At 72.5% G+C, this 23,913-nt stretch carries 22 protein-coding genes and 1 pseudogene; 14 read left to right on the forward strand and 9 right to left on the reverse strand.

Annotated features, from left to right (window positions below; translation table 11 throughout):
• The 7 genes and pseudogenes from G3I53_RS23725 to serC form a co-directional block, all read left to right on the forward strand.
• Positions 1–403: pseudogene (locus tag G3I53_RS23725) on the forward strand (hypothetical protein); the annotation flags it as partial.
• A complete protein-coding gene (locus G3I53_RS23730) occupies positions 400–807 on the forward strand; it encodes a roadblock/LC7 domain-containing protein (protein ID WP_164332398.1) in 408 nt (135 codons plus the stop codon). The pseudogene G3I53_RS23725 and the gene G3I53_RS23730, both read left to right, overlap by 4 nt.
• Positions 804–1,151 carry a DUF742 domain-containing protein gene (locus G3I53_RS23735; protein WP_164332397.1) on the forward strand — a complete coding sequence of 116 codons (348 nt, stop codon included), beginning with the start codon at positions 804–806 and terminating at the stop codon, positions 1,149–1,151. The genes G3I53_RS23730 and G3I53_RS23735 overlap by 4 nt, the downstream gene beginning before the upstream one ends.
• On the forward strand, positions 1,132–1,767 hold the full coding sequence (locus tag G3I53_RS23740) for an ATP/GTP-binding protein (protein ID WP_239064071.1): 636 nt from the start codon (positions 1,132–1,134) through the stop codon (positions 1,765–1,767). The genes G3I53_RS23735 and G3I53_RS23740 overlap by 20 nt, the downstream gene beginning before the upstream one ends.
• Positions 1,764–3,011: a cytochrome P450 gene (locus G3I53_RS23745; RefSeq protein ID WP_164332396.1), complete on the forward strand. Its 1,248-nt coding sequence runs from the start codon at positions 1,764–1,766 to the stop codon at positions 3,009–3,011. Before G3I53_RS23740 ends, G3I53_RS23745 begins: the two co-directional genes overlap by 4 nt.
• On the forward strand, positions 3,008–4,279 hold the full coding sequence (locus G3I53_RS23750; protein WP_164332395.1) for a cytochrome P450: 1,272 nt from the start codon (positions 3,008–3,010) through the stop codon (positions 4,277–4,279). Before G3I53_RS23745 ends, G3I53_RS23750 begins: the two co-directional genes overlap by 4 nt.
• A 97-nt stretch (positions 4,280–4,376) precedes the next feature.
• Positions 4,377–5,495 carry a phosphoserine transaminase gene (gene serC, locus G3I53_RS23755; RefSeq protein ID WP_164332394.1) on the forward strand — a complete coding sequence of 373 codons (1,119 nt, stop codon included), beginning with the start codon at positions 4,377–4,379 and terminating at the stop codon, positions 5,493–5,495.
• A gap of 55 nt (positions 5,496–5,550) precedes the next feature.
• Here serC and G3I53_RS23760 read toward each other — a convergent pair whose 3' ends face one another.
• On the reverse strand, positions 5,551–6,372 hold the full coding sequence (locus tag G3I53_RS23760; RefSeq protein ID WP_164332393.1) for an ABC transporter permease: 822 nt from the start codon (positions 6,370–6,372) through the stop codon (positions 5,551–5,553).
• On the reverse strand, positions 6,369–7,340 hold the full coding sequence (locus G3I53_RS23765) for an ATP-binding cassette domain-containing protein (protein WP_164332392.1): 972 nt from the start codon (positions 7,338–7,340) through the stop codon (positions 6,369–6,371). Before G3I53_RS23765 ends, G3I53_RS23760 begins: the two co-directional genes overlap by 4 nt.
• A gap of 85 nt (positions 7,341–7,425) precedes the next feature.
• On the opposite strand from G3I53_RS23765, the gene G3I53_RS23770 reads away from it, so the two are divergent.
• Positions 7,426–8,253: a TetR/AcrR family transcriptional regulator gene (locus G3I53_RS23770; RefSeq protein ID WP_164332391.1), complete on the forward strand. Its 828-nt coding sequence runs from the start codon at positions 7,426–7,428 to the stop codon at positions 8,251–8,253.
• A gap of 47 nt (positions 8,254–8,300) precedes the next feature.
• On the opposite strand, the gene G3I53_RS23775 is transcribed toward G3I53_RS23770, so the two are convergent.
• Complete coding sequence (locus G3I53_RS23775; protein WP_164438745.1) at positions 8,301–9,305, reverse strand: WD40 repeat domain-containing protein; 1,005 nt, start codon at positions 9,303–9,305, stop codon at positions 8,301–8,303.
• 107 nt (positions 9,306–9,412) lie between these two features.
• Here G3I53_RS23775 and G3I53_RS23780 point away from each other — a divergent pair, with 107 nt between their 5' ends.
• From G3I53_RS23780 to G3I53_RS23790, 3 genes are all read left to right on the forward strand, one after another.
• Positions 9,413–10,090 carry a GDSL-type esterase/lipase family protein gene (locus G3I53_RS23780; protein ID WP_164333415.1) on the forward strand — a complete coding sequence of 226 codons (678 nt, stop codon included), beginning with the start codon at positions 9,413–9,415 and terminating at the stop codon, positions 10,088–10,090.
• 135 nt (positions 10,091–10,225) lie between these two features.
• Positions 10,226–10,417 carry a hypothetical protein gene (locus G3I53_RS34585; protein WP_164333414.1) on the forward strand — a complete coding sequence of 64 codons (192 nt, stop codon included), beginning with the start codon at positions 10,226–10,228 and terminating at the stop codon, positions 10,415–10,417.
• A 43-nt stretch (positions 10,418–10,460) separates the two neighbouring features.
• Positions 10,461–11,453, forward strand: coding sequence for an aldo/keto reductase (locus G3I53_RS23790; protein WP_164333413.1), 993 nt, complete (start codon positions 10,461–10,463; stop codon positions 11,451–11,453).
• A gap of 130 nt (positions 11,454–11,583) precedes the next feature.
• On the opposite strand, the gene thpR is transcribed toward G3I53_RS23790, so the two are convergent.
• The 3 genes from thpR to G3I53_RS23805 all read right to left on the reverse strand — a co-directional run bounded on the left by thpR (position 11,584) and on the right by G3I53_RS23805 (position 14,328).
• Positions 11,584–12,156 (reverse strand): RNA 2',3'-cyclic phosphodiesterase, encoded by a 573-nt coding sequence (gene thpR, locus G3I53_RS23795; protein WP_164438746.1) that lies wholly within the window; start codon positions 12,154–12,156, stop codon positions 11,584–11,586.
• 276 nt (positions 12,157–12,432) lie between these two features.
• Complete coding sequence (locus tag G3I53_RS23800) at positions 12,433–13,794, reverse strand: MFS transporter (RefSeq protein ID WP_164337395.1); 1,362 nt, start codon at positions 13,792–13,794, stop codon at positions 12,433–12,435.
• Positions 13,795–13,890: 96 nt separating this feature from the next.
• Positions 13,891–14,328 (reverse strand): MarR family transcriptional regulator, encoded by a 438-nt coding sequence (locus tag G3I53_RS23805; protein WP_164337394.1) that lies wholly within the window; start codon positions 14,326–14,328, stop codon positions 13,891–13,893.
• Positions 14,329–14,483: 155 nt separating this feature from the next.
• On the opposite strand from G3I53_RS23805, the gene G3I53_RS23810 reads away from it, so the two are divergent.
• Positions 14,484–14,666, forward strand: a complete 183-nt coding sequence (locus G3I53_RS23810) for a CopG family antitoxin (protein WP_164337393.1) — start codon at positions 14,484–14,486, stop codon at positions 14,664–14,666.
• Positions 14,667–14,711: 45 nt separating this feature from the next.
• On the opposite strand, the gene G3I53_RS23815 is transcribed toward G3I53_RS23810, so the two are convergent.
• Positions 14,712–16,163 (reverse strand): NCS2 family permease, encoded by a 1,452-nt coding sequence (locus G3I53_RS23815; RefSeq protein WP_164337392.1) that lies wholly within the window; start codon positions 16,161–16,163, stop codon positions 14,712–14,714.
• A 170-nt stretch (positions 16,164–16,333) separates the two neighbouring features.
• On the opposite strand from G3I53_RS23815, the gene G3I53_RS23820 reads away from it, so the two are divergent.
• Together G3I53_RS23820 and G3I53_RS23825 are read left to right on the forward strand one after the other, a co-directional pair.
• On the forward strand, positions 16,334–16,657 hold the full coding sequence (locus tag G3I53_RS23820) for a DUF2530 domain-containing protein (RefSeq protein ID WP_164438747.1): 324 nt from the start codon (positions 16,334–16,336) through the stop codon (positions 16,655–16,657).
• A 165-nt stretch (positions 16,658–16,822) separates the two neighbouring features.
• Positions 16,823–19,225, forward strand: coding sequence for an HAD-IC family P-type ATPase (locus G3I53_RS23825; RefSeq protein ID WP_164333559.1), 2,403 nt, complete (start codon positions 16,823–16,825; stop codon positions 19,223–19,225).
• A 101-nt stretch (positions 19,226–19,326) separates the two neighbouring features.
• Here the strand turns inward: G3I53_RS23825 and G3I53_RS23830 are convergent, their stop codons facing one another.
• Positions 19,327–20,205: a hypothetical protein gene (locus tag G3I53_RS23830; RefSeq protein WP_164333558.1), complete on the reverse strand. Its 879-nt coding sequence runs from the start codon at positions 20,203–20,205 to the stop codon at positions 19,327–19,329.
• Between the two features lie 171 nt (positions 20,206–20,376).
• Complete coding sequence (locus G3I53_RS23835) at positions 20,377–23,553, reverse strand: molecular chaperone Hsp90 (protein WP_203617359.1); 3,177 nt, start codon at positions 23,551–23,553, stop codon at positions 20,377–20,379.
• Between the last annotated feature and the right edge of the window lie 360 nt (positions 23,554–23,913).

The following is a 23,913-nucleotide window of genomic DNA, read 5'->3' on the forward strand; positions in this document are numbered from 1 at the left end:
CACCCCCGAGGCCATCGACACCCCCGAGGCCGCCGACGCCCCGGACGCCACCGGCACGGCGGACACCCCGGACACCCCGGACACCGCGGACACCGCGCACGCGGCGGACACGTCCCCCCTCGCGGACCCCGCAGCCACCCCGGACACCGCCGACACCCCGTTGCCCACGGCCCCGAACCCGACGGACAGCCCGGACGCCACGGCCGCCCCGGCCTCCGCCACCCCCGGCCCCGGCCCCGGCCCCGACCACAACGCCGACCCGGCCACCGACGCCGACCCGGCCACCGTCACCACCGACGCCGACGCCACCGACACCCCAGCCTCCCCACTCTCCTCACCCACCCCGTCCACCCCCGACACCGCAGCAACCCCCCATACCCCGGAAGGCGACACGACCACATGACCGGCACGACGACCGCCGACGACAAGCTCACCTGGCTGATCGAGGGCCTGCTGGAGCGCACGCCGGGTGCGCGGCACGCGCTCGTGCTGTCCCGTGACGGCCTGAAGCTGTGCCGCACTCCGGAGCTCTCCGCCGACCAGGCCGACCAGCTCGCCGCCATCGCCGCAGGCATCCAGTCGCTGTCCCACGGCGCCTCCGTGGAGTTCGGCGACGGCAGCGGCGGTGTGCGCTCGGCGATGACCGAGTTCTACGGCGGCGTGCTGTTCATCGTCGAGGCGGGCGAGGGCGCGCACCTGGCCGTGGTCACCGCGGAGGACGCGGACGCCGGACTCGTCGGGCACAACATGAGCGAGCTCGTGGAGCAGATCGGCGAGCACCTGACCGCCCAGCCGCGCACCTCATGAGCAGGCCGGGCAGGGACGACGCACCGGACCGGCTCTACACCCTCACCCAGGGGCGCAGCCGGTCCGGCCCCGACAACCCCTTCGACCTGGTGACGCTCGTCGTCGCCGAATGCGACCCCGTGCCCGGCATGCAGTCCGAGCACGCGGCGATCCTACGGCTGACCGGACGCCCCACCGCGGTCGTGGAGATCGCCGCCGAGCTGAAGCTGCCGGTGAGCATCACCCGCATCCTGCTGTCCGACCTGCTCGCGGCGGGCCGGGTCAGCGCCCGGCACCCGCGCAGAACCGCCGTTCCCGACCCCGACATCCTGGAGCAGGTGCTCGTTGGACTCCGCAACCTCTGACACGCGCCCCACGGCCGAAGCCCGCACACCGCTGGGCTCGTCGGCCGACAACGGCCTCAAGATCGTGGTCGTGGGCGGCTTCGGCGCCGGGAAGACCACCATGGTCCGCTCGGTGAGCGAGATCCGTCCCCTCAACACCGAGGAGACGATGACCCAGGCGGGCGAGGACGTCGACGACATCAGCGGGGTGCGCGGCAAGACCGCCACCACCGTCGCCTTCGACTTCGGCCGCATCACGCTCGACGCGCGCAACGTGCTGTACCTGTTCGGCGCGCCCGGCCAGGAACGCTTCTGGTTCCTGTGGGACCGGCTGTTCTCCGGCACGCTGGGCGCGGTCGTGCTCGTCGACACCCGGCGCATCGACGACTCCTGGTACGCCATCGACCGGCTGGAGAAGCACGGCACGCCGTTCATCGTGGCCTGCAACGACTTCGGCGGGCCCACCTTCACCCCGCAGCAGATCCGCGAGGCGCTGGACCTGGACCCGGACGTGCCGCTGGTCAACTGCGACGCGCGGTCCCGGGAGTCCAGCAAGATCGTGCTGATCACGCTGGTGGAGCACATCCAGGCCCGGTACGCCTCCCCCTCCCGAGACTCCCGTCAGGAGCTGGTGTGAGCCCCGCCCCCCGTTCCGCCCCCGAACCCGATCCCGTCCGCCTCAGCGGGCCCCTGCTCCAGGACGACCCGGCCAGGGTGTACCGGGAGATGCGGCGCGCCCACGGCAGCGTCGTCCCCATCCTGCTCGACGGCGACATACCGGCCTGGCTGGTGCTCGGCTACCGCGAACTGCACCAGATCACCGGGGACCCGGTGCTGTTCAGCCGCGACTCCGACCTGTGGAACCAGTGGGTGAACATCCCCGACGACTGGCCGCTGCTGCCGATGATCGGCCGCAAGCAGCCGTCGATCCTCTACACGGTCGGCGAGCGGCACCGGCAGCGGGCCGGGATGATGGTCGCCGCGCTGGAGGCCGTGGACCCCTTCGAACTGCGGCGCTCCGCCGAGAAGTTCGCCGACGAACTGATCGACGGCATCTGCCCCGAGGGCCGTGCGGACATCATCGCCGAGTACGCGATGCTGCTCCCGGTGCGGGTCCTGACCCGGCTCTACGGGTTCACCGACGACCAGGGCCCGGCCCTGGTCACCGCCCTCAACGACATGATCGACGGCCGGGAGCGGGCCATCGCCGGGCAGACCCACCTGTTCACCTCGATGACCGAACTGGTGGCCCTGCGCCGGGAACAGCCCGCCGACGACGTGGTGACCCGGATGCTCGCCGACACCTCCGGGTTCACCGACGAGGAGATCGTCCAGGACCTCATGGTGATGATGGCGGCCGGGCACCAGCCCACCGCCGACTGGATCGGCAACTCGCTGCACCTGATGCTGACCGACTCCCGGTTCGCCGCCTCCCTGTTCGGCGGGCGCAACAGCATCGCCGAGGCGATGAACGAGGTGCTGTGGGAGGACACCCCGACGCAGAACGTGGCCGGGCGGTGGGCCTCCCGCGACACCCAGCTGGGCGGGCGCCGCATCCGCGCCGGGGACCTGCTGCTGCTCGGCCTCCAGGGCGCCAACGCCGACCCGCAGGTGCGGACCGACGGCTCCGCCCTGACCGGCGGCAACGGCGCGCACTTCTCCTTCGGGCACGGCGAACACCGCTGCCCCTTCCCGGCGCAGGAGATCGCCGAGGTGATCGCGCGCACCGGCATCGAGGTCGTCCTCGACCGGCTGCCGGACATCGACCTCGCGGTGCCGGCCGCGTCGCTCTCCCGCCGCCCGTCGCCCTGGCTGCGCGGGCTGTCGGAACTCCCGGTCACCTTCACTCCCACCCCCGCCCTTGGAGGAACGCCCGCATGACGGCCGCCACGGACCCGACCGCACCGCGCCCCACCGCCCCGCACCCGGCGGCGGGCACGGACCGCATCCACCTCGACCCCTTCGTCTCCGACCTGGACGGGGAGAGCGCCGCGCTGCGGGCGGCCGGGCCGCTGGCCGCGGTGACACTGCCGGGCGGCGTGGACGTGTGGGCGGTCACCCACCACGCCGAGGCGAAGAAGCTGCTGACCGACCCGCGGCTGGTGAAGGACATCAACGTCTGGGGTGCCTGGCAGCGCGGCGAGATAGCCCCCGACTGGCCGCTGATCGGCCTGGCCAACCCGCCCCGCTCCATGCTGACCGTGGACGGCGCCGACCACCGCCGGCTGCGCACCCTGGTCGCGCAGGCGCTCACGCCCCGCCGGGTCGAGCACATGCGGGAACGCATCACCGAGCTGACGGACTCGCTGCTCGACCGGGTGGCCGCCGAGCCGGGCGACACCGTCGACCTGAAGGCGCTGTTCGCGTACCCGCTGCCGATGTACGTCATCGCCGACCTGATGGGCCTGCCGGAGGAACGGCTGCCGCGGCTCAAGGTGTTGTTCGAGAAGTTCTTCTCCACGCAGACCCCGCCGGAGGAGGTCGTCGCCACGCTCACCGAGCTGGCCGCGATCATGGCCGAGACGGTCGCGCACAAGCGGGAGAACCCGGGCAACGACCTGACGTCCGCACTGGTGCAGGCGTCGGAGGGCGGCGACCGGCTCACCGACGAGGAGATCGTCTCCACGCTCCAGCTGATGGTGGCCGCCGGACACGAGACGACGATCTCCCTGATCGTCAACGCGGTGGTCAACCTCTCCACCCACCCCGAGCAGCGGGAGCTGGTGCTGTCCGGGAAGGCCGAGTGGCCGGCGGTGATCGAGGAGACGCTGCGCTGGTCCACCCCCACCTCGCACGTCCTGATCCGGTTCGCCACCGAGGACGTGCCCGTCGGCGACAAGGTGCTGCCCGCCGGGGACGCGCTGATCGTGTCGTACGCGGCGATCGGCCGCGACGAGCAGGCGCACGGTCCGACGGCCGGTGAGTTCGACATCACCCGGGAGACCGCCGGCCGGCACATCTCCTTCGGCCACGGCCCGCACGTCTGCCCCGGCGCCGCCCTGTCCCGGCTGGAGGCCGGCGTGGCGCTCCCGGCGCTCTACGCCCGCTTCCCCGGCCTCGACCTGGCCGTTCCGGCCGGCGAGCTGCGCAACAAGCCGGTCGTCACGCAGAACGACCTGTACGAGCTGCCGGTGCGCCTCGGCACCTGACGCCCGGGACGGCCGGTGGACCGCACGGTCCGCCGGCCGTCTCAGCGGACGGACGAAACGCGCCGCGCCCCTCCGTCAGCCGCTAGGCTCCCCTTTCGTGGCTGAGATCCAGATTCCCGCTGACATCAAGCCCGCCGACGGACGTTTCGGCGCGGGTCCCTCCAAGGTGCGGACGGAGGCGCTGGACGCACTGGCCGCGACCGGCACGTCCCTGCTCGGCACCTCCCACCGCCAGGCCCCGGTGAAGAACCTGGTCGGCAGCGTGCGCGAGGGCATCCGCGAGCTGTTCCAGCTCCCCGAGGGCTACGAGGTCGTCCTCGGCAACGGCGGCTCCACCGCCTTCTGGGACATCGCGACCCACGGCCTGATCGAGAACAGGTCGCAGCACCTCACCTTCGGCGAGTTCAGCTCCAAGTTCGCCAAGGCGGCCAAGCAGGCCCCCTGGCTCGCCGACCCGGACGTCATCGCCGCCGACCCCGGCACCCACCCCGAGGCGGCCGCCGCCGCCGGTGTCGACGTCTACGCCTTCACCCACAACGAGACCTCCACCGGCGTGGCCATGCCGATCAAGCGGCCGGCCGGTGCCGACGAGGGCGCGCTCGTCCTGGTCGACGCCACGTCCGGCGCGGGCGGCCTGCCCGTCGACATCGCCGAGACCGACGTCTACTACTTCGCCCCGCAGAAGTCCTTCGCCTCCGACGGCGGCCTGTGGATCGGCGTGTTCTCCCCGGCCGCCGTCGAGCGCGCCGAGCGGATCCACGCGAGCGGCCGCCACATCCCGGAGTTCTTCTCCCTGCCCACGGCGATCGACAACTCCCGCAAGAACCAGACGTACAACACCCCGGCCCTGGCCACCCTGTTCCTGCTGAACCAGCAGCTGGAGTGGCTCAACGGCCAGGGCGGCCTGGACTGGGCGGTCCGCCGCACCGCCACCTCCGCCCGCACCCTGTACGGCTGGGCCGAGGACATCAAGTACGCCAACCCGTTCGTCACCGACCCGGCCAAGCGCTCCCAGGTCATCGGCACGATCGACTTCACCGACGAGGTCGACGCCGCCGCCGTCGCCAAGGTGCTGCGCGCCAACGGCATCGTCGACACCGAGCCCTACCGCAAGCTGGGCCGCAACCAGCTCCGGGTGGCGATGTTCCCGGCGATCGACCCGGCCGACGTCGAGGCACTCACCAAGTGCGTCGACCACGTCATCGAGAAGCTGTAACCGCACCGCCGTCACGAGGGGCGCCCGGCCGGAAGGCGGGGCGCCCCTCGGCGTCTCACCGGCCGAGCCGCTGGAACATGCGCACCGCGAGCGGCAGGAAGACCAGTGTCAGCACCAGCGGCCACACGCCCGCCATGAGCAGCGCGTGTTGCTCGACCCAGGAGTCACCGACGGGGGCCGGTGTGCCGAACAGCTCGCGGGCGGCGACGGCCGTCGCCGAGATCGGGTTCCAGGCGGCCACCACTCCCAGCCAGTCGGGCATCAGCTGCGGGGCGACGAAGACGCTGGAGATCATCGTGACCGGGAAGGCCACCGCGAACAGGCCGCCCGCCGCCTCCGGGTTGGGCACGAGCAGCCCCAGCCAGACACCGGCCCAGATCAGCGCGAACCGCAGCCACAGCAGCAGGCCGAAGGCCGCCAGGAAGCCCCAGCCGGTCTCCGGGCGCCAGCCCATGGCCAGCGCGGTCAGCATCATGATGGCCAACTCGGCGCAGGCGACGGCGAGATCGGTCGCGCCCCGCCCCGCGACCACGGCGGACGGGGCCATCGGCATCGAACGGAACCGGTCGATGACGCCCTTGGTGGAGTCGTACACCACAATGGTCGCCGTGTTGACGAACCCGAACGCCATCGTCATCACGAACATCCCCGGCATCAGGAAGTCGGTGTAGTCGCCGCCGCCGGGCACCTTCATGGCGCTGCCGAAGACGTAGCCGTACAGCAGCACGGACATGATCGGGAAGCCCAGCTGCCAGGCGATGTTGGCGGGCTGACGCGTGTAGTGGGTGAGCCCGCGGCGGACGATGTTCCAGCAGTCGGCGACGGCCCAGTACGCGCGGCCGTGCCCGGCCTGCGCGGCCGGTTCCAGGGTGCTCATGCCGCCGCCTCCTCGTCCCGGCCGCCCGTCGGATGCCCCGTGAGGCGCAGGAACACGTCGTCGAGGCTGGGCCTGCGCAGCCCGATGTCCTCGACCGGCACGCCCTCGTCCTGGAGGGTGCGGACCACCTCGGTCAGGGCCCCGACCCGGTCGGTGACGGCGGCGTGGACACGCGCCTGTGCCGTGTCCGTCTCCGGTTCCCCGTCGGCGACCCGGGCGACGATCTTCATCACCCGGGGGAGGTCGGCGCGTTCGGCGGCCACGACCTCGACGCGGTCGCCGCCGACGAGGTTCTTCAGACCCTCCGGGCTGTCGTCGGCGATGGCCCTGCCCCGGTCGATGACCGTGACGCGGGAGGCCAGCCGGTCGGCCTCCTCCAGGTACTGCGTGGTCAGCAGCACCGTCGTGCCGCCCGCCACCAGGCTTCTGACGGACTCCCAGACCTCGCCCCGGCTGCGTGGGTCGAGTCCGGTGGTGGGCTCGTCCAGGAACATCACCGCCGGGGCCAGGATCATCGAGGCGGCCAGGTCGAGTCGGCGCCGCATGCCGCCGCTGTACTCGCCGGCCCCCTTGTCGGCCGCGTCGGTCAGGCCGAACTGCTCCAGCAGTTCGGCCGCCCGTGTCCGGGCCCGGGCGCCGCCCAGGTGGAAGAGCCGGCCGAACATCTCCAGGTTCTGCCGTCCCGTGAGCACCTCGTCCACCGCCGCGTACTGCCCGGCGAGCCCGATCCGTGCCCGCACCTCGCGGGGCCGGCGGGCGACGTCGAGGCCGGCGACCGTGGCGCGCCCGGCGTCCAGCCGGAGCAGGGTCGACAGGATGCGGACGGCCGTCGTCTTGCCGGCGCCGTTCGGGCCGAGCAGGCCGTGCACGGTGCCGGTGCGCACGGTCAGGTCGAAGCCGTCCAGGGCGCGCTGGCCGCCGTAGCGCTTCTCCAGGGCACGGGCGTGTACCGCGTGTTCGTCGTTCATGGTCCCCCTTCCGAAAACCGGGTACACCGTACTCGATAACGCGTACGCCGTACTCGGTTTTTTCGGCGCACCTAGACTGCTGCCCATGACGAGCAGTGCGGGCGACACCCGCAGCAGCGGGGGCGGTGACCTGGCCCGGACCCTGGACCTGCTGTGGAACACCGACCGGCGGCCGAGCCGGGGACCGAAACCGGGCCTGACGCTGGAGCGGATCGTCGACGCGGCCGTCGAGGTCGCGGACCGGGACGGACTCGACGCCCTGTCGATGCGCCGCATCGCCACCGAACTGGGCACCGGCACGATGACCCTGTACCGCTACGTCCCCGGCAAGGCGGAACTGCTCGACCTGATGCTGGACCGCGTGCAGCGCCCCGAGGACGACGCCGCGCCCGGCCCCGGGCGCGCCCCCTCCGCCGCCCCCGACGCCTTGCCCGACGCCCCCGCGTCCCCGGGCGACGGCGGCTGGCAGGCGGCTCTGGAGGAACACGCCCGCGCCACCCTCGCCCGGTACCACCGCCACCCGTGGCTGCTGGGCGTCAACCAGTCCCGCCCGGTCCTCGGCCCCCACGCGCTGGACGGCCTGGAGCGGGTGCTCGCCCGGATCAGGCCCATGGGACTGTCCGACCCCGAACTGCTGTCGGTCATCATCATGATCGACGGCTACGTCGTCGGCGCCGCCCGCACGGACCTGTTCTGGCAGGAGACGGAACGCACCTCGGGACTGACCGAGTCCCAGTTCTGGGAGGCCCAGCGGCCGACTCTGGAGAAGGCCATGAGCACCGGGCGCTACCCGGTGATGGCCGCCCTCTCGGAGGACACCTTCGGCCCCGACTTCGACCACTTCGGCTTCGGATTGCGGCGCATCCTCGACGGCCTGGAGGTCCACGTCGCCCGCCGGGCGGAAACGGCCTGACCGGACGCGGCACCCCGGACCACCGCACGGCCGTGCCGCGCCCGCCGTCAGCCCCGGCGGCGCCGTCCCCGGGCGAACAGCAGCGCGCAGATCACGGCCACGGCCGCTCCGCCGATCATGACGCCGTCGTCGAGTCCGTCGCCCCCCGCACCGCCGCCCCCGGCCCGCGCCCCGTCGCCGTCGCCTGTGGCGCCCTCCGCGCCCTTCGCCCCGGGCGCCTCGCGCGCCTCGACCGGGCTCTCGGCGCCCTCCGTGCCGTACAGCAGCCGGGTGCCGTCCGCCGAGAAGGTGACGGACTCCCCCTGGCCCTGGAGGGGCACGCTCAGCCGGCCCTTGCGCTGCGGCTTCCCGTCGTTCCAGGCGTAGTGGATGCCGCCCAGGTATCCGCGCACGGCGAGGTGTTCGCCGTCCGGGGAGAGCGCGGCGTCGGTGGCCCACAGGTCGATCGGGACGGTCCGCCGGAAGACGTTGGTGCCCGACGCGGACAGCTCGGCGGGCCCCTCGTACAGGTGCCCGCCCTCCTCGTTCTTGTCGATGAGGTAGACGCGGCCCGTCTTCGGGTGCACGACCATCGACTCGGCGTCCCGCGCGCCGTCGGAGTACGTCACCACGTACTGCGTGGCCCGCACGGTCTGGTCCTTGAGCTCCTTCGGCTCGGGCAGCTCGTAGATCCATACGTGGGGCCAGGACCCGCCGAGGTTGTCGCCGATGTCCCCGACGAAGATCCGGTTGCCGGGGCCGATGGAGATCGCCTCCACGTCGCGGGGCGCGCCGATGCCGGACAGCGTGACCCGGGCGACGGTCTCCCCGCTCGCGCTGTCGACGGCGTACAGGTAGGGGCCGTCGTCGCTGTCGTTGTGCGTCCAGTAGATGCCGGGGTGCTGCCGGGAGGCGGCGAGACCGCTGGACTCGGTGATCCGCGGGTCCTTCAGCGTGAACCCGCCGTCGCCGTCGCCCCGCGCCCGCGGGCCCTCCCCCGCGGCTGCGGCGGCGGGCGCGGCGAGCGCGCCCACGAGAAGGGCGGCGGCGAGCAGGGCGAAGGGTCTGCGCATGCCCCAAGCCTGCCATCCGGCACCGCAGTTCAGCGCCGGCCGGGATCACCCGGTCGCGTGGCCGGTCTCACACCCCGCGGGCCGGGGCGATCAACGATGATGAGCGGATGCTCAGGTTCATGCCCGTCGGCGACTCGATGACGATCGGGAGCGCGGGTGAGCACACCTGGCGCTACCGGCTGTGGCAGCACCTGTGCGCCACGTACGGCGGGCCGTTCACCCTCGTGGGCCCGCGCGAGACGCTCTACGACAAGGCCGCCGAGGCCCCCACTTCGTACGCCTACGCCGACCCGGACTTCCCGCGCGGCCACCTCGCCGGCTGGGGCGAGGGCTGGCACCACCTGACGCCGCTGATCGGCGACGCCGTCCGCACCGCCCGCGCCGACGTCCTGCTGGTCTCCCTCGGCCTGATCGACCTCGGCTTCTACACCAACGCCGAGCAGACCGCGGACAACGTCCGCGCCTTCGTCGCCGGCGCCCGCGCGGCCCGGCCGTCGGTGCGCATGGTGATCATGCCGGTGCCGCACAACATCCGCGCCGACCAGGACGCCCCCTTCGCGGCCCAGGTCGCCCGCTTCAACGACCTGCTCGCGAAGGCGGTCATAGACCTCGGCACCGACACCTCCCCCCTCCTGCTCGCCGACCCGGCCGCCACCTACGACTTCCACACCGACACCTACGACGGCACCCACCCCAACGAGTCGGGCGAGCACCGCATGGCGGCGGCCTTCGCCGACGCGATGTGGCGCGACTGGGACCTGGGCGGCCCCTACGAGCAGGCGTAGCCGCCCGGCGGAACGGCCCGGCCGGACGGCACCGTGTCCTGCTCACCGTGCGTATCGTTGTACCGCGCGGTCGCATTCGTCCGTGGGTGCGACGCGGAGGATCGCCACGATGACCGTCTCGAAGACAGGATCGCCATGGCCGACGTCGACTCCGAGCGTCTGGACGAGTGGTTCGGGCGGCTGGAGCGGATGCCCGTCCCCGAAGGATTCAGGGTCGAGATCGTCGGGGGCAACGTCTACATGACACCGGACTTCGGCGACGACATCGACCTGACCGGCACCGTGGCCGATCTGACGCTGCCGACGGACCGGTTCCCCCGGGACTGATCCCCTTGCATGGAGCGCACTCCAGGACGTTGGGTGGGGAGTCATGGAGTACACGCAGCTCGGACGCACGGGACTCAAGGTCAGCCGCCTCGTCCTCGGGACGATGAACTTCGGTCCGCAGACCGACGAGGCCGACAGCCACGCCATCATGGACGCGGCGCTCGACGCCGGTCTGAACTTCTTCGACACGGCCAACGTCTACGGGTGGGGCGAGAACAAGGGCCGCACCGAGTCGATCATCGGCAACTGGTTCGCCAAGGGCGGCGACCGGCGCGACAAGGTCGTCCTCGCCACCAAGGTGTACGGCAACATGGCCGCCGACGGCGACGCCTGGCCGAACCACGACAAGCTGTCCGCGGTCAACATCCGGCGGGCCGTGGACGCCAGCCTGAAGCGGCTGCAGACCGACTACATCGACCTGTACCAGTTCCACCACATCGACCGCAGCACCCCCTTCGAGGAGATCTGGCAGGCGATCGACGTCCTCATCCAGCAGGGCAAGATCCTCTACGTCGGCTCCTCCAACTTCCCCGGCTACAAGATCGCCCAGGCCAACGAGATCGCGGCCCGGCGCGGCGGCACCATCGGCCTGGTCAGTGAGCAGTGCCTGTACAACCTCGCCGAGCGGCGCGCCGAGATGGAGGTCGTCCCGGCGGCACAGGAGTACGGCCTCGGCGTCATCCCCTGGTCGCCGCTGCACGGCGGCCTGCTGGGCGGGGTGCTCAAGAAGCAGGCGGAGGGCGGGCGCCGGGCGTCGGGCCGGGCCGCGGACTTCCTCGCCGACCCCGCCTCGCGGGCGCAGATCCAGGCGTACGAGGACCTCCTCGACAAGCACGGCATCGCCCCCGGCGAGGCCGCCCTGGCCTGGCTGCTCACCCGGCCCGGCGTGACCGGACCGATCGTCGGCCCGCGCACCGCGGAGCAGCTCGAGTCGGCGCTGAGGGCGGTGGAGCTGGAGCTGAGCGAGGAGCTGCTGGCCTCGCTGGACGAGATCTTCCCGGGCCCGGGGCCCTCACCGGAGGCGTTCGCCTGGTGACACCCGTACGTCGGGGCGCGGGCGGCGGCGCTACTTGCCCAGGGCCGCCGCCAGTGCCACGACGACGAACATCAGCATCAGCGCACCGGCCATGATCCGGTTACGGGTCTTCGGGTCCACGCCTTCGAGACTAACCGGCCGCTCCCAGGGCGTGACGGGCGACCGCCTCGTAGCGGGGCTGCTCGCCCGGGACGCCCGACACCGGCAGGCTGCTGCGGACCAGGGCCAGCTCGGTCACGGTCCAGGCGGGGCCGCGGAAGCCGTCGAGGACGTCCAGGTGGGGCCGGACGTCGAGGTCGGTGCGGCTGCGGGCCAGGGTCAGGTGGGGGCGGTAGCGGCGGTGCTCGCCCATCGGGACGCCGGCCTTGCGGGCGGCGGCCTCGGAGCGTTCGGCGAGCAGCCGCAGGGTGCGCAGGTCGCCGTCGACGCCGGTCCACAGGGCCCGGCCCCGGCCGAACCGGCCGCCGCCGCCGAGCGCCAGCTCGAAGGGTTCGGTGCAGGAGGCGGCCCGTGCCAGACGGGCGTCGAGGTCCGGGACGAGGATGTCCTCGACCTCGCCGTAGAAGGCGAGGGTGAGGTGCCAGCCGGGCCGCCCGGTCCACCGCAGGGCGTCCGCGCCGGGCAGCGCCCGCAGCCGCTCGACCTCGGCGGCCAGCGCGCGGGTGACGTCCTCGGGGGGCAGCACGGCGGCGAAGAGTCTCATGGGTCCAGTTTCGCGGGTGGGCCGGGGCCCGACGGCTTCATGGGTCTCTGGTGTGGATCACGCGGGGGCTCGGGCCGCGGCACCGCGCCTCGCCGCGTCGGCGTCGGCGGTCAGGGCTCCGGAAGACCCTCGGGCCGCCGCCGGGTCCTCTCCCGTTCGCGCGGCAGGGAGGGCCGGCCCCGGGTGGCCCGGGGCGGAGGGCTTCGGGGAGGGACGCGCCCGGGGGTGGCCCCGCGGACACCCTCCCGGTAGCCCTCCGGCAGGGGTCGGCAGGGGTCAGGCCGCCACCAGCGTCTTCTCCCGCTCGCGCGGCACGAACCGCACCCGCGGGTGCCCGCCGTGCCAGCCGACGGTGAGACGCAGGTTGCCGAGCCGGGCCAGGATGAGGCCGATGACGGCCGCGGCGGCCACGGCGATCGCACCGCCCACGGCGAGGCCGATCCGGGCGCCGTAGGTGTCGGTCATCCAGCCGACGATGGGCGCTCCCACGGGGGCGCCGCCGAGGAAGACCATCATGTACAGGGCCATGACGCGGCCCCGGACGGCCGGGTCGGTGGACATCTGGATGCTGGTGTTCGTGGTGACGTTGACCGTCATCGCGAACAGGCCGATCGGGATCATGAGCAGCGCGAACATCCACATCGCCGGCGCCCAGGCGGCGACGATCTCCACGGTGCCGAAGGCGAGGGCGGCGAGGATGAGCAGCCGCAGGCGCGCGGTGCCGCGCCGGGCGGCGAGCAGGGCGCCGGCCAGGGAGCCGACGGCCATCAGGATGTTGAAGAGGCTGTAGGCGCCCGCGCCGCCCTGGAAGACGTCGTCGGCGAAGGCCGAGAGGTAGACCGGGAAGTTGAAGGCGAAGGTGCCGATGAAGCCGACCAGGACGATCGGCCACACCAGTTCCGGCCGCCCGGCGACATAGCGCAGGCCCTCCCGGAGCTGGCCCTTGCCGCGCTTGGACGGCGTGGCGGCGTGCAGTTCGCGGGAGCGCATCAGCAGCAGGCCGGCGATGGGCGCGACGAAGGACAGGCCGTTGAGGAGGAAGGCCCAGCCGGTGCCGACGCCGGTGATCAGCACACCCGCGACGGCGGGGCCGACCAGGCGGGCGGACTGGAAGTTCGCCGAGTTCAGGCTGACCGCGTTCTGCAGCTGGCGGGGGCCGACGAGCTCGGCGACGAAGGACTGGCGGGCCGGGTTGTCGACGACGGTGGCCAGGCCGAGCGCGAACGCGGCGACGTAGATGTGCCAGACCTGGACGCTGTCGGTGAGCGTGAGGACGGCCAGCACCAGGGAGGTGAGGGCCATCGCGGTCTGGGTGACGAGCAGGGTGGGGCGCTTGCGCAGCCGGTCGACGAGGACGCCTCCGTAGAGGCCGAACAGCAGCATCGGCAGGAACTGCAGGGCCGTGGTGATGCCGACGGCGGCGGCGGAGCCGGTGAGGGTGAGCACCAGCCAGTCCTGGGCGATGCGCTGCATCCAGGTGCCGATGTTGGAGACGACCTGGCCGAGGAAGAACAGCCGGTAGTTCCTGACCCTCAGCGAGGAGAACATGGAGGACTTGCGGGGGGAGCCGTCGAGGGCTGCCGGGGTGTCGTGGGTGTCTGGTGCGGGGGCGGAAGCTGCTCCGGATCCCGTACTCAAAGGGTTCATCTCCTTGTTGCTACAGCGGGTGCTACAGCGCTTTCTGCGAGGGCGTCGCCGCGGCGGCGGTCTGCCGGTGGGGCCGCGGCGGCGGGCCTACAGGTGTGCGAGTTTCTCCAGCACGGGGGCGGCGGCGCGCAGTTTCGCCCACTCGTCCTCGTCGAGCCCCTCCACCAGCGTGGCCAGGAACGCGTTCCGCCTGCGGCGGCTCTCCGCAAGCATGGCCTCCGCCTGCTCGGTCTGCCGCACGACCTTCTGGCGCCGGTCGTCGGGATGCGGGTCCAGCCGGACCAGACCCTTGCCCTCGAGCAGGGCGACGATGCGGGTCATGGAGGGCGGCTGGACGTGCTCCTTGCGGGCCAGTTCGCCCGGGGTGGCCTGGCCGCAGCGGGCCAGGGTGCCGAGCACCGACATCTCCGTGGGGCTGAGCGACTCGTCGACCCGCTGGTGCCTGAGCCGACGGGACAGCCGCATCACGGCGGAGCGGAGGGAGTTCACGGCGGCTGCGTCGTCGCCATGGCTGAAGTCCGGCATGGTGCTTAGCGTAACTCATTACTCTCGCTAAGGACCATCCGTGAGGCACGGAACCGGCCGTGACTCCGGCCACTACCGTCCCGGATCACTCGTACGAGTGATCAATACGGCGAAGGGGGCACACGAGGGCGAGAAGTGCGGCAACGCTCGTGTCCATGGGGACCGACGTGCTCAGCCTGCGGATCGATCAGGAGCTGCTCGAACGGCTCCGGGAGCATGCCGCCAAACGCGGCATGAGCGTCCAGGACTATGTCGTCCGGACGCTCCGGCGCGACGACTTCGACCAGCGGTTCCAGACCGCCGTCGAGGAGACGGAGCGGTTCTACGGGGTCACCTGAGAACCTGAGACCCCGCAGAACCGCTCGCGACGACGGCCCGGGCGATCAGGTCAGGCCCAGGGCCGGCATCAGGTAGTAGAAGGCGAACACCGCCGACACCGCGTACATCGCCACCGGGACCTCCCGGCCGCGCCCGGCCGCCAGGCGCAGGACGGAGAAGGTGATGAAGCCCATGCCGATGCCGTTGGTGATCGAGTAGGTGAACGGCATCATCACCATCGTGACGAAGGCCGGGACGGCGATCGTGTAGTCCGCCCAGTCGATCTCCTTGACCGAGCCGGCCAGGATCAGGAAGCCGACCGCGAGCAGCGCCGGCGTGGCCGCCTGGCTCGGGACCATGGTGGCCACCGGCGTGAGGAACAGCGCGACGGCGAACAGCGAGCCGGTGACGACGTTGGCGAAGCCGGTCCGGGCCCCCTCGCCGACCCCGGCCGTGGACTCGACGAAGGCGGTGGTGGCGGAGGAGGAGCTGGCACCGCCCGCGGCGACCGCGACGCCGTCGATGAACAGGACCTTGTTGATGCCGGGCATGTGGCCGTCGCCGTCGGTCAGCTTCGCCTCGTCGGAGACGCCCATGATCGTGCCCATCGCGTCGAAGAAGCACGACAGCAGCACGGTGAAGACGAACAGCACACCGGTCAGCACGCCGACCTTGGCGAAACCGCCGAACAGGCTGACCTCGCCGATCAGCCCGAAGTCGGGGCTGGCCACCGGGTTGCCGGGCCAGGTCGGGTCGGTCAGACCCCAGGAGGGGATGTCGGCCACGGCGTTGATGATCATCGCGACGACCGTCATGGCGACGATGGACAGCAGGATCGCGCCGGGCACCTTGCGCACGATCAGCGCGAGCGTGAGCAGCGCGCCGAGGACGAAGACCAGCACCGGCCAGCCGTTCAGGTGACCGCCGACGCCCAGCTGGAGCGGGACGGTGGTCTGGGCGGCGTCCGGGATGCGGGTGATGAAGCCGGAGTCGACGAGGCCGATCAGCATGATGAACAGGCCGATACCGATGGCGATGGCCTTGCGCAGGCCGTACGGGACGGCGTTCATCACGCGTTCCCGCAGCCCGGTGGCGACCAGCAGCATGACCACGAAGCCGGCCAGCACGACCATGCCCATGGCGTCCGGCCAGGACATCCGGGGCGCGAGCTGGAGCGCGACGACCGAGTTGACGCCGAGCCCGGCCGCGAGCGCGATCGGCACGTTGCCGATGACGCCCATCAGCAGGGTGGTGAACGCGGCGGTCAGGGCGGTCGCGGTGACCAGCTGACCGTTGTCGAGCTGGTTGCCGTACATGTCCTTCGCGCTGCCGAGGATGATCGGGTTCAGCACGATGATGTAGGCCATCGCGAAGAAGGTGGCGAAACCGCCGCGGATCTCGCGGGCGAGGGTGCTGCCCCGCTCGGAGATCTTGAAGTAGCGGTCGAGGGCGCCGTACGCCGGGCCGCCCTCCGGGTGTTCCGGGGTGGGCGCCTTGGCGGGAGCCGACGTGGACATGCGGGACCTCATCACCGGTGGTCTCGGAGCGAGACTCTTTGGCGTTTCCTACGAACAGAAGTGGTCAGAGACAAACCGTTTCAGTATGAACATATAACGGCCGCTCCGCTATCTCCGCGCGTAGACGTGGCGTGCGCGCCGCCCGCGGCGGCCCCTCGTAGACTGCCCGCATGGAGAAGTGGACCCCCAAGCACGAGGCACCGGAGCCCCTGGAGGGCCCCGTGGTCGCCACCATCGTCGGCGGCACCATCGTCTGGTTCGTCCTCTTCCTGGTGCAGCTGCCGTTCTACGGCTGGTTCGACGACCACGGCAGCACCTGGTGGCTGTGGACCTGCCTGGCCGGCGGCGGGCTCGGCTTCATCGGCATCTGGTACGTCCGCCGGCGCGACGCCGCGATCAAGCGGGCGCAGGCCGCACGGGACGCAGCGGCGGACGGTGTGGCGGGCGGCGCGACGCGCGCCGACGGCCCCGCCCCGGCCGCCCCGGCCGACTGACGCCCGGCCCCGGACGGCACCCCTCCGCAAGCCCCTCCGCGAGCCCCCTCCGGAAGATCCCTCCGGGGGTCCCGTACGACCACGGCAGGACGCCTCTCCTTCCCAGGTCGGAAGTTGCGGGGGTTCGGTGGGTGAGCCGCCCGGACCGCACGTAACGTCAGAGGCATGACGCATCTCGACACGGGCGGCCGGATCACGGCGGAGCAGCCCGGCACGGTCACGTCCCGCGTGACCGGACTGACCTCCGCGGAAGTGGCCGAGCGGGTGGCCCGCGGGCAGGTCAACGACGTGCCCGTGCGCAGCAGCCGGTCGATGGCCGAGATCGTGCGGGCGAACGTCTTCACCCGGTTCAACGCGATCATCGGCGTGCTCTGGGTGATCATGCTGATCGTGGCGCCGATCCAGGACAGCCTGTTCGGCTTCGTCATCCTCGCCAACACGGGGATCGGCATCATCCAGGAGTGGCGGGCGAAGAAGACCCTGGACTCGCTGGCGCTGATCGGTGAGGTGCGGCCGACGGTCCGGCGGGACGGCACGGCCGTCGAGGTCAGCACGTCCCAGATCGTGCTGGACGACCTGATCGAGATCGGTCCGGGCGACAAGGTGGTCGTGGACGGCACGTGCGCGGAGGCGGACGGCCTGGAGATCGACGAGTCGCTGCTCACCGGCGAGGCCGACCCCGTGGTGAAGCAGCCGGGCGACCCGGTCATGTCCGGGAGCTTCGTGGTCGCGGGCGGCGGCGCCTTCCAGGCGACCAAGGTGGGCCGCGAGGCGTACGCCGCGCAGCTCGCCGAGGAGGCGTCCCGCTTCACGCTGGTCCACTCCGAACTGCGCTCGGGCATCTCCACGATCCTCAAGTACGTGACGTGGATGATGGTGCCGACCGCGATCGGCCTGATCATCAGTCAGCTGGTGGTGAAGCACAACGAGCTGCGCAACTCCATCGCGCGCACCGTCGGCGGCATCGTCCCGATGGTCCCCGAGGGGCTGGTGCTGCTCACCTCGGTCGCCTTCGCGATCGGGGTGATCCGGCTGGGCCGCAAGCAGTGCCTGGTGCAGGAACTCCCCGCCATCGAGGGCCTCGCCCGGGTCGACACGGTCTGCCTGGACAAGACGGGCACGCTCACCGAGGGCGGCATGGACGTCACCGAGCTGCGGGTGCTCGGCGACGGGGACGAGGCGTACCTGCGGAAGGTGCTGGGCGAGCTGGGCTCGGCGGACCCCCGGCCGAACGCCTCCCTCCAGGCGATCATCGACGCGTACCCGGACACCACCGAGTGGCGGCTGACGGACACGCTGCCGTTCTCCTCCGCCCGCAAGTACAGCGGCGCGACCTTCGAGGAGGAGCCGGGCGGGCGGCCGGTGACCTGGCTGCTGGGCGCGCCCGACGTGCTGCTGGCGCCCGGCGACCCGGCGCTGGCGGAGACGGTGCGGATGAACGAGCAGGGGCTGCGGGTCCTGCTGCTCGCCCGGGCCCGCGACGGCGTGGACGTCGACGCCCCGGAAGCCGCCGAGGGCGTGCGGCCGGTGGCGCTGGTGGTGCTGGAGCAGCGGTTGCGGCCGGACGCGGCGGACACCCTGCGCTACTTCGCCGAGCAGGACGTCCGCGCCAAGGTCATCTCCGGGGACAACGCGGTGTCGGTCGGCGCGGTCGCCGCCAAGCTGGGCCTGGAGGGGGCGACGGTGGACGCCCGCCGGCTGCCGTCCGACCCGGACGGGATGGCGGGGGCGCTGGACGAGGGCACGGTGTTCGGGCGGGTCACCCCGCAGCAGAAGCGGGAGATGGTGGGCGCGCTCCAGTCGCACGGCCACACGGTCGCCATGACGGGCGACGGGGTGAACGACGTGCTGGCGCTGAAGGACGCCGACATCGGGGTGGCGATGGGCTCCGGCTCGGAGGCCACCCGGGCGGTCGCGCAGATCGTGCTGCTGAACAACAGCTTCGCCACGCTGCCGTCGGTGGTCGCCGAGGGGCGGCGGGTCATCGGCAACATCACCCGGGTCGCCACGCTGTTCCTGGTGAAGACGGTGTACTCGGTGCTGCTGGCGATCCTGGTGGTGTGCTGGCAGGTCGAGTACCCGTTCCTGCCGCGGCACCTGACCCTGCTGTCCACCCTCACCATCGGCGTCCCGGCGTTCTTCCTGGCCCTGGCCCCCAACAAGGAACGGGCCCGGCCGCACTTCGTGCGGCGGGTGATGCGGTACGCGATCCCGGGCGGCGCGCTGGCCGCGCTGGCGACGTTCACGACGTACCTGATCGCCCGGCACCACTACAGCGGCCCGGACGCGCTCGGCGCGGAGACCAGCGCGGCGACCCTGACGCTGTTCCTGATCTCGATGTGGGTGCTGGCGATCATCGCCCGTCCCTACACCTGGTGGCGGGTCGGCCTGGTCGCGGCCATGGGCGCCGGGTTCCTGCTGGTGCTGGTCGTGCCGTGGCTGCAGGAGTTCTTCGCCCTGAAGCTGGTCGGCATGACGATGCCGTGGACGGCGGTCGGGATCGCCGCGGTGGCGGCGGCGACGCTGGAGTTCCTGTGGCGGTGGGTGGACCGCCGGTTCCCCGCGTAGGGGCCACGACGCACGGTTCCCCGCGTCCCTGGCGGGGACGCGGGGAACCGGGTGGGTGCGCCTGATGCGCGGTGCCGCTGCTTCGACCGTCTGCTTCGCGTCTACTTCACGTCGATGAAGTCACCCGCGGCCTTGATGGCCGGGGTGGTCGTGGTGCCCGCGAAGTTGTAGCGGTAGTAGCCGTCGACCGTCGCCTTGACCGTGGTCTTCAGCTGGCCGGTGGTGCTGGTCTTGATGGTCTTGACGGTGGTGTAGGTGCTGGAGTTCTTCTTGCGGAACTGCAGCTGTACCTTCTGGGTGCTGTAGCCGTGGTACTTGTGCGTCTCCCAGTTGGCCCGGGACAGCTTGCCGGTGACCGTGATGGTCTTGCCCTTCTTCACCGGCTCCGGGGAGGCGTTGACGGTCAGGCGGGAGATGCGCTGGACCTTGGTGGTGCCCATCGCGCCCTGGTCGGAGAACTGCTCGGTGGCGTAGTTCAGCGCCAGCGCGCCCGCCCGCCAGGTGCCGGCGTCGGAGTTGATCAGCTCGTCGTACGCGGGGTAGACGTCGATCTTGCCCTTGCAGGTGGCGGTGGTCGCCGAGGTGGCGGTGCAGGTGGCCGGGTAGTCACCGAGCAGCAGGTTGACCGGCTGCTCGTAGGAGCCCTTGTAGATGTAGGGGCCGGTCGCGAAGTCGGCGGACTTGATGTCCACGTCGGCGCCGTGCGTGATCTTGTAGGTGACGGTGGTGGAGACCTTGTTCGTCGTCCCGACCTTGACCGCGGCGGCGATCTTCAGGCCGGAGAAGGAGACGTCCAGGTCACCGATGGCGGCAGCGGCGGCGAAGGCGGACCGCTCGGCCGGGGCGTTCCGGTCCGCCTCGAGCGCGGCGACGGCAGCCTCCCGGAAGGAGGGGGCGTCGCCGGCCTGCGCTGCCGGAACAGCGAGGGCGGACAGGGCCAGGGCGCCGGAGACGGCGGCCACGGTGGCGCGTATACGCATGCGTTTCCCCTGGTGGAGGAAGGGGGCCCCGGCTCTGGTCGTTTCCTACGGCTCGTCGTCGGCGCGGGGCCCCGAATGATCGTGGAGTCTGTTGACTCGAAAGATCAGATCCTCGGGCAGGGCCAATGGTTGTACGGAAAGTGAAAAATTTGTGAGGGAGATCGTTCCCGGTCAGTCGAACCAGCGGTCCCGAGCCAACTCCTCGGTGCGGGAGGGGTCTTCGAGCAGCGCCGCCACCTCGAACCGGCGCGGCCACTGACCGGCCGCCCAGGCGAGGCCTGCGGCGACCCCCTCCAGGGTGGCCGCGTGCAGGACGCCGTCCGGGGTGAGCCGCCAGTCGGTCTCCACACCGTCCACGACGAGTTCCTCGTGTTCGGCGTAGGTGGCCGGGGTGCGCGGTCCGAGCAGCACCCGCACCGGCTCCGGCACCTCGTGTTCGGCGCCCTCGGAACCGACCCGGCCGGTCACCGTCTCGCTGAGCCGCCGCACCTGGAACAGCTCGGCGAGGTCGGCGGCCCGCCCCGGGGGGACCGGCAGCAGCGGCATGCCCGCGGTGAACGGCAGCAGGTCGGGGGCGTCGGCGACGACCGCGTCGGTGGCGTCCACCACCCGCACCTGCCCGTCGACGACGGCCCGCAGCTCGTCCGGCAGGGTCACGTCCTCGGGGTCGAGGTCGGCCAGCGCCCCGTACAGGGCGTGGAGCTGGGCGGCGGTGACCTCCCGGCCGGGGTCGGCGAGCCGGTCGAGGAGTTCGGCGGCGCCGCCGGGTTCGTCGAGCAGCGCGGCGACCGAGGTGCGCACGCCGAGGGCCCGCAGGACCTGCTCGTCCTCGAACCCGGTGGCGTCGGCCTCGTCGTACAGCCCGCGCAGCAGCGGGTCGCCGCCCGCGGCCCGCAGTCCGGCGGGGCGGCGGCCGTCGAGCACCGGGTGCCCGCGCAGCCACCACGCCGTGTACGGGCGGACGGTCTCGTGGGTGCCGTCGGGCAGCAGGATCCGCACCGGCTGGGTGAGGGCGTCGCGCAGCGGCGGGCGGGCGAGCAGGGCGAGCGCGCGGGGCCACTGGTCGTCGTCGACGAGGTCGAGGTCGCGCACGGCGACGATCTCGGTGGCGACCGGCGGCACCGGGCTGTCGGGGAACCGGTCGAGGACGTCCTCGCACCACACGTCCACGGCGTCCAGCAGCCCGGCGTCGTCGGGCTCGGTGAAGTCGCCGTCGCGGGGTTCGAGTTCGTCGGGGTCGAGGACGACGTCGGTGGCGCGGACGAGCGCGAAGCCGACCAGCACCCCGCAGGCGGCCAGCGGGGCCTCGCCCCACCTCTCGGCCAGTTCGGCGTCCACCGCGGCGAGTTCACCTTCCCGCATCACGGACGCGAAGGGGCCGCCGGGGAAGACGAGTTCGCAGGCGGGCGACAGTTCGCCGTCCTCGTCGGGCAGGGCGAGGGCGCCGAGCCAGGGCTCGTCACCCGGTTCGAGCCCGGCGTCCCGGACGAGCCGGAGCACGGTGTCGGCGAGTTCCTCGGCGTCCGGGGCGTCCTCCTCCCAGTTGATCCCGCCGTCGTCGTCGAGGGACGCGGCGACCGCGGCCCGCACCTGCGGGGTGGTCAGGACGGCGCGCGGGCTCGCGGGCAGCGCGCCCAGCTTCTCCAGGAGGGGGTGGGCGGCGTCCGGGTGGGCGACCTTGAGCCCGAGCCGGGTCAGCACACCCGGTTCGATGCCGGCCACCCCGTCGCCGGGCAGCAGGACCTGACGGGGGCCGATGGTGGTGCGTGCCGCACCGGAGCCGAACCCGCCGGCCGGCTCCCCGGCGAGCGGCACGGGCAGCCCGGACAGCCGGTCCGGGTCGACGCCCGCGAGGCTCTCGTACAGCCGCCGCCACCAGCCGGGCTCCTTCTCCAGCCCGGCGAGCCGGTCGACCGCGTCGCCGAGCGGGATCCGGGCCACGCCGAGCACGCGCAGCTCCGCGCGCCGTTCGAGCCCGGCGGGCAGCAGGGTGGGCAGCACCTCGGCCAGCACCCGGACGGTGTCGGCGCCCGCGCCCTCCACGACCTCCGCGTCCCTGGGCCGCAGCGACTCGGGCAGCCCGGAGTCGTCGTCCTCGTCCGGCGCCCCGGCGGCGGGCGGCAGGAAGGAGGTGCGCGGCAGCCGCTCCAGGACGGCCCGGCGCAGGGCGCCGTCCAGCTCGCCCTTGCCGAGCGGCCCGGGCACCAGGTCGAGGATTCCGGCGGTCACCGGCCGCCAGCCGGCGAGCAGCTCGGCGTACGCGTCGGCCGCCCGCTCCACCAGGAAGTCGGTGAGCGGGCCGGGGGCGGCGTGCCGCCGGGTGGAGTCCAGCGGGAAGGAGGCGATGAGCAGCGCGGGGACGCCGAGGGGTTCCTCGCTGGGCGTCGGCGCGTGCACGACGGGGCTGGTGCGGGGGCGGGCGGGGCTGCCGTCGGCGTCCACGGGCACGGCCCAGGTGACCGACCAGTGCGGCCGGAGCCGTTCCTCGATCGGCCGGTCGGCGAGCAGGTCGGGGGTGAGCGGCCCGTGCGCGGCGACGGTGCGCCAGCGGGTGGTGCCCTCGCGGGAGTCCTCCACGACGGTGAGCGCGCCCTCGGTGCGCCGCCGCAGTGTCCTGGACGGGGCGTCGCCCGCCTCCACGACGATCTCCTCCAGCCCCGGCAGGGCCAGCAGCAGGGCGTCGTCGACGGCGTGCAGCAGCCGTTCGGCCAGGTCGGCGGCGGCCGTGTCGCGCAGGGGGAGGATGACGGCCGTGTCGTAGGGGGCGGGGGCGCTGCCCTCGGCGGCGAAGGGGAGCCGCAGCAGCGGCACGTGCCCGTCCCGGCGGCGGATCTCGTCCCCCAGGGCGGGGCTGGTCCCGGCGGCCTCGTGGGCGAGCCCCCGGGCCTCGGCGAGCGACCAGCGCACGCCGCCGTGCCGGCTGACCACGGCGGGTTCGTCGGTGACGGCGAGCACCGCCGCGAAGCCGACGCCGAACCGGCCCACCGAGCTGTCGGGCGTGTCCCGCTTCGCGGAGGCGCGCAGCGTGGACAGCGATTCCACCCCGGCCGCGTCCAGGGGCGCGCCGGTGTTGGCGGCGACGAGCACACCGTCCCGCAGGGTGAGCCGGAGCCGTCCCGGCACACCGGCGCGGGCGGCGGCGTCGGCGGCGTTCTGCGCGAGCTCGACGACGAGACGGTCGCGGTAACCGCCGAGGGCGAGGTCCTCCTCGGCGTTGGCGTCCTCCCGGAACCGGGCGGGACTGGCGGCCCAGGCGTCCAGAACACCCCGCCGCAACTGCACCGTGCCGAACGGATCGGCCCCCTCGGCGGCGGGCCGCACGAACTTGCTCACGTTGACTCTCCTCATCGGGTGACGACGAAGGTACCGCGAGCCGGGTGCCCCGCGTTCCCGGCGACGCCCCTGGTCCGGTGCGGTCCGCGGCCCGCGTCGCGCACCGGCCGCCGCCCGGCCGCGCCGGTGCCGCCCGGGCGGAACCACGTGCTGATCGACTTCCGCGCAACCGGAGACCCACGCCACATCCCCGGGCCGCCCGGATCCGGCCCTCGGTGACAAGCGGCACAGGGGCGAGATGCCGTACTACCCGGAATAGTGGCGAAGCCCCCCACCCTAAATAGGACATTTGGTGCGCTGTTCTGATCGATCAGCTTGAAATGGGGGGTTTCGCCCCGTGCGACCCCCTCCGTCAAGAGATATGGGTCTCACGCC

The sequence above is a fragment of the Streptomyces sp. SID14436 genome (assembly GCF_010548465.1).
GTDB lineage: Bacteria > Actinomycetota > Actinomycetes > Streptomycetales > Streptomycetaceae > Streptomyces.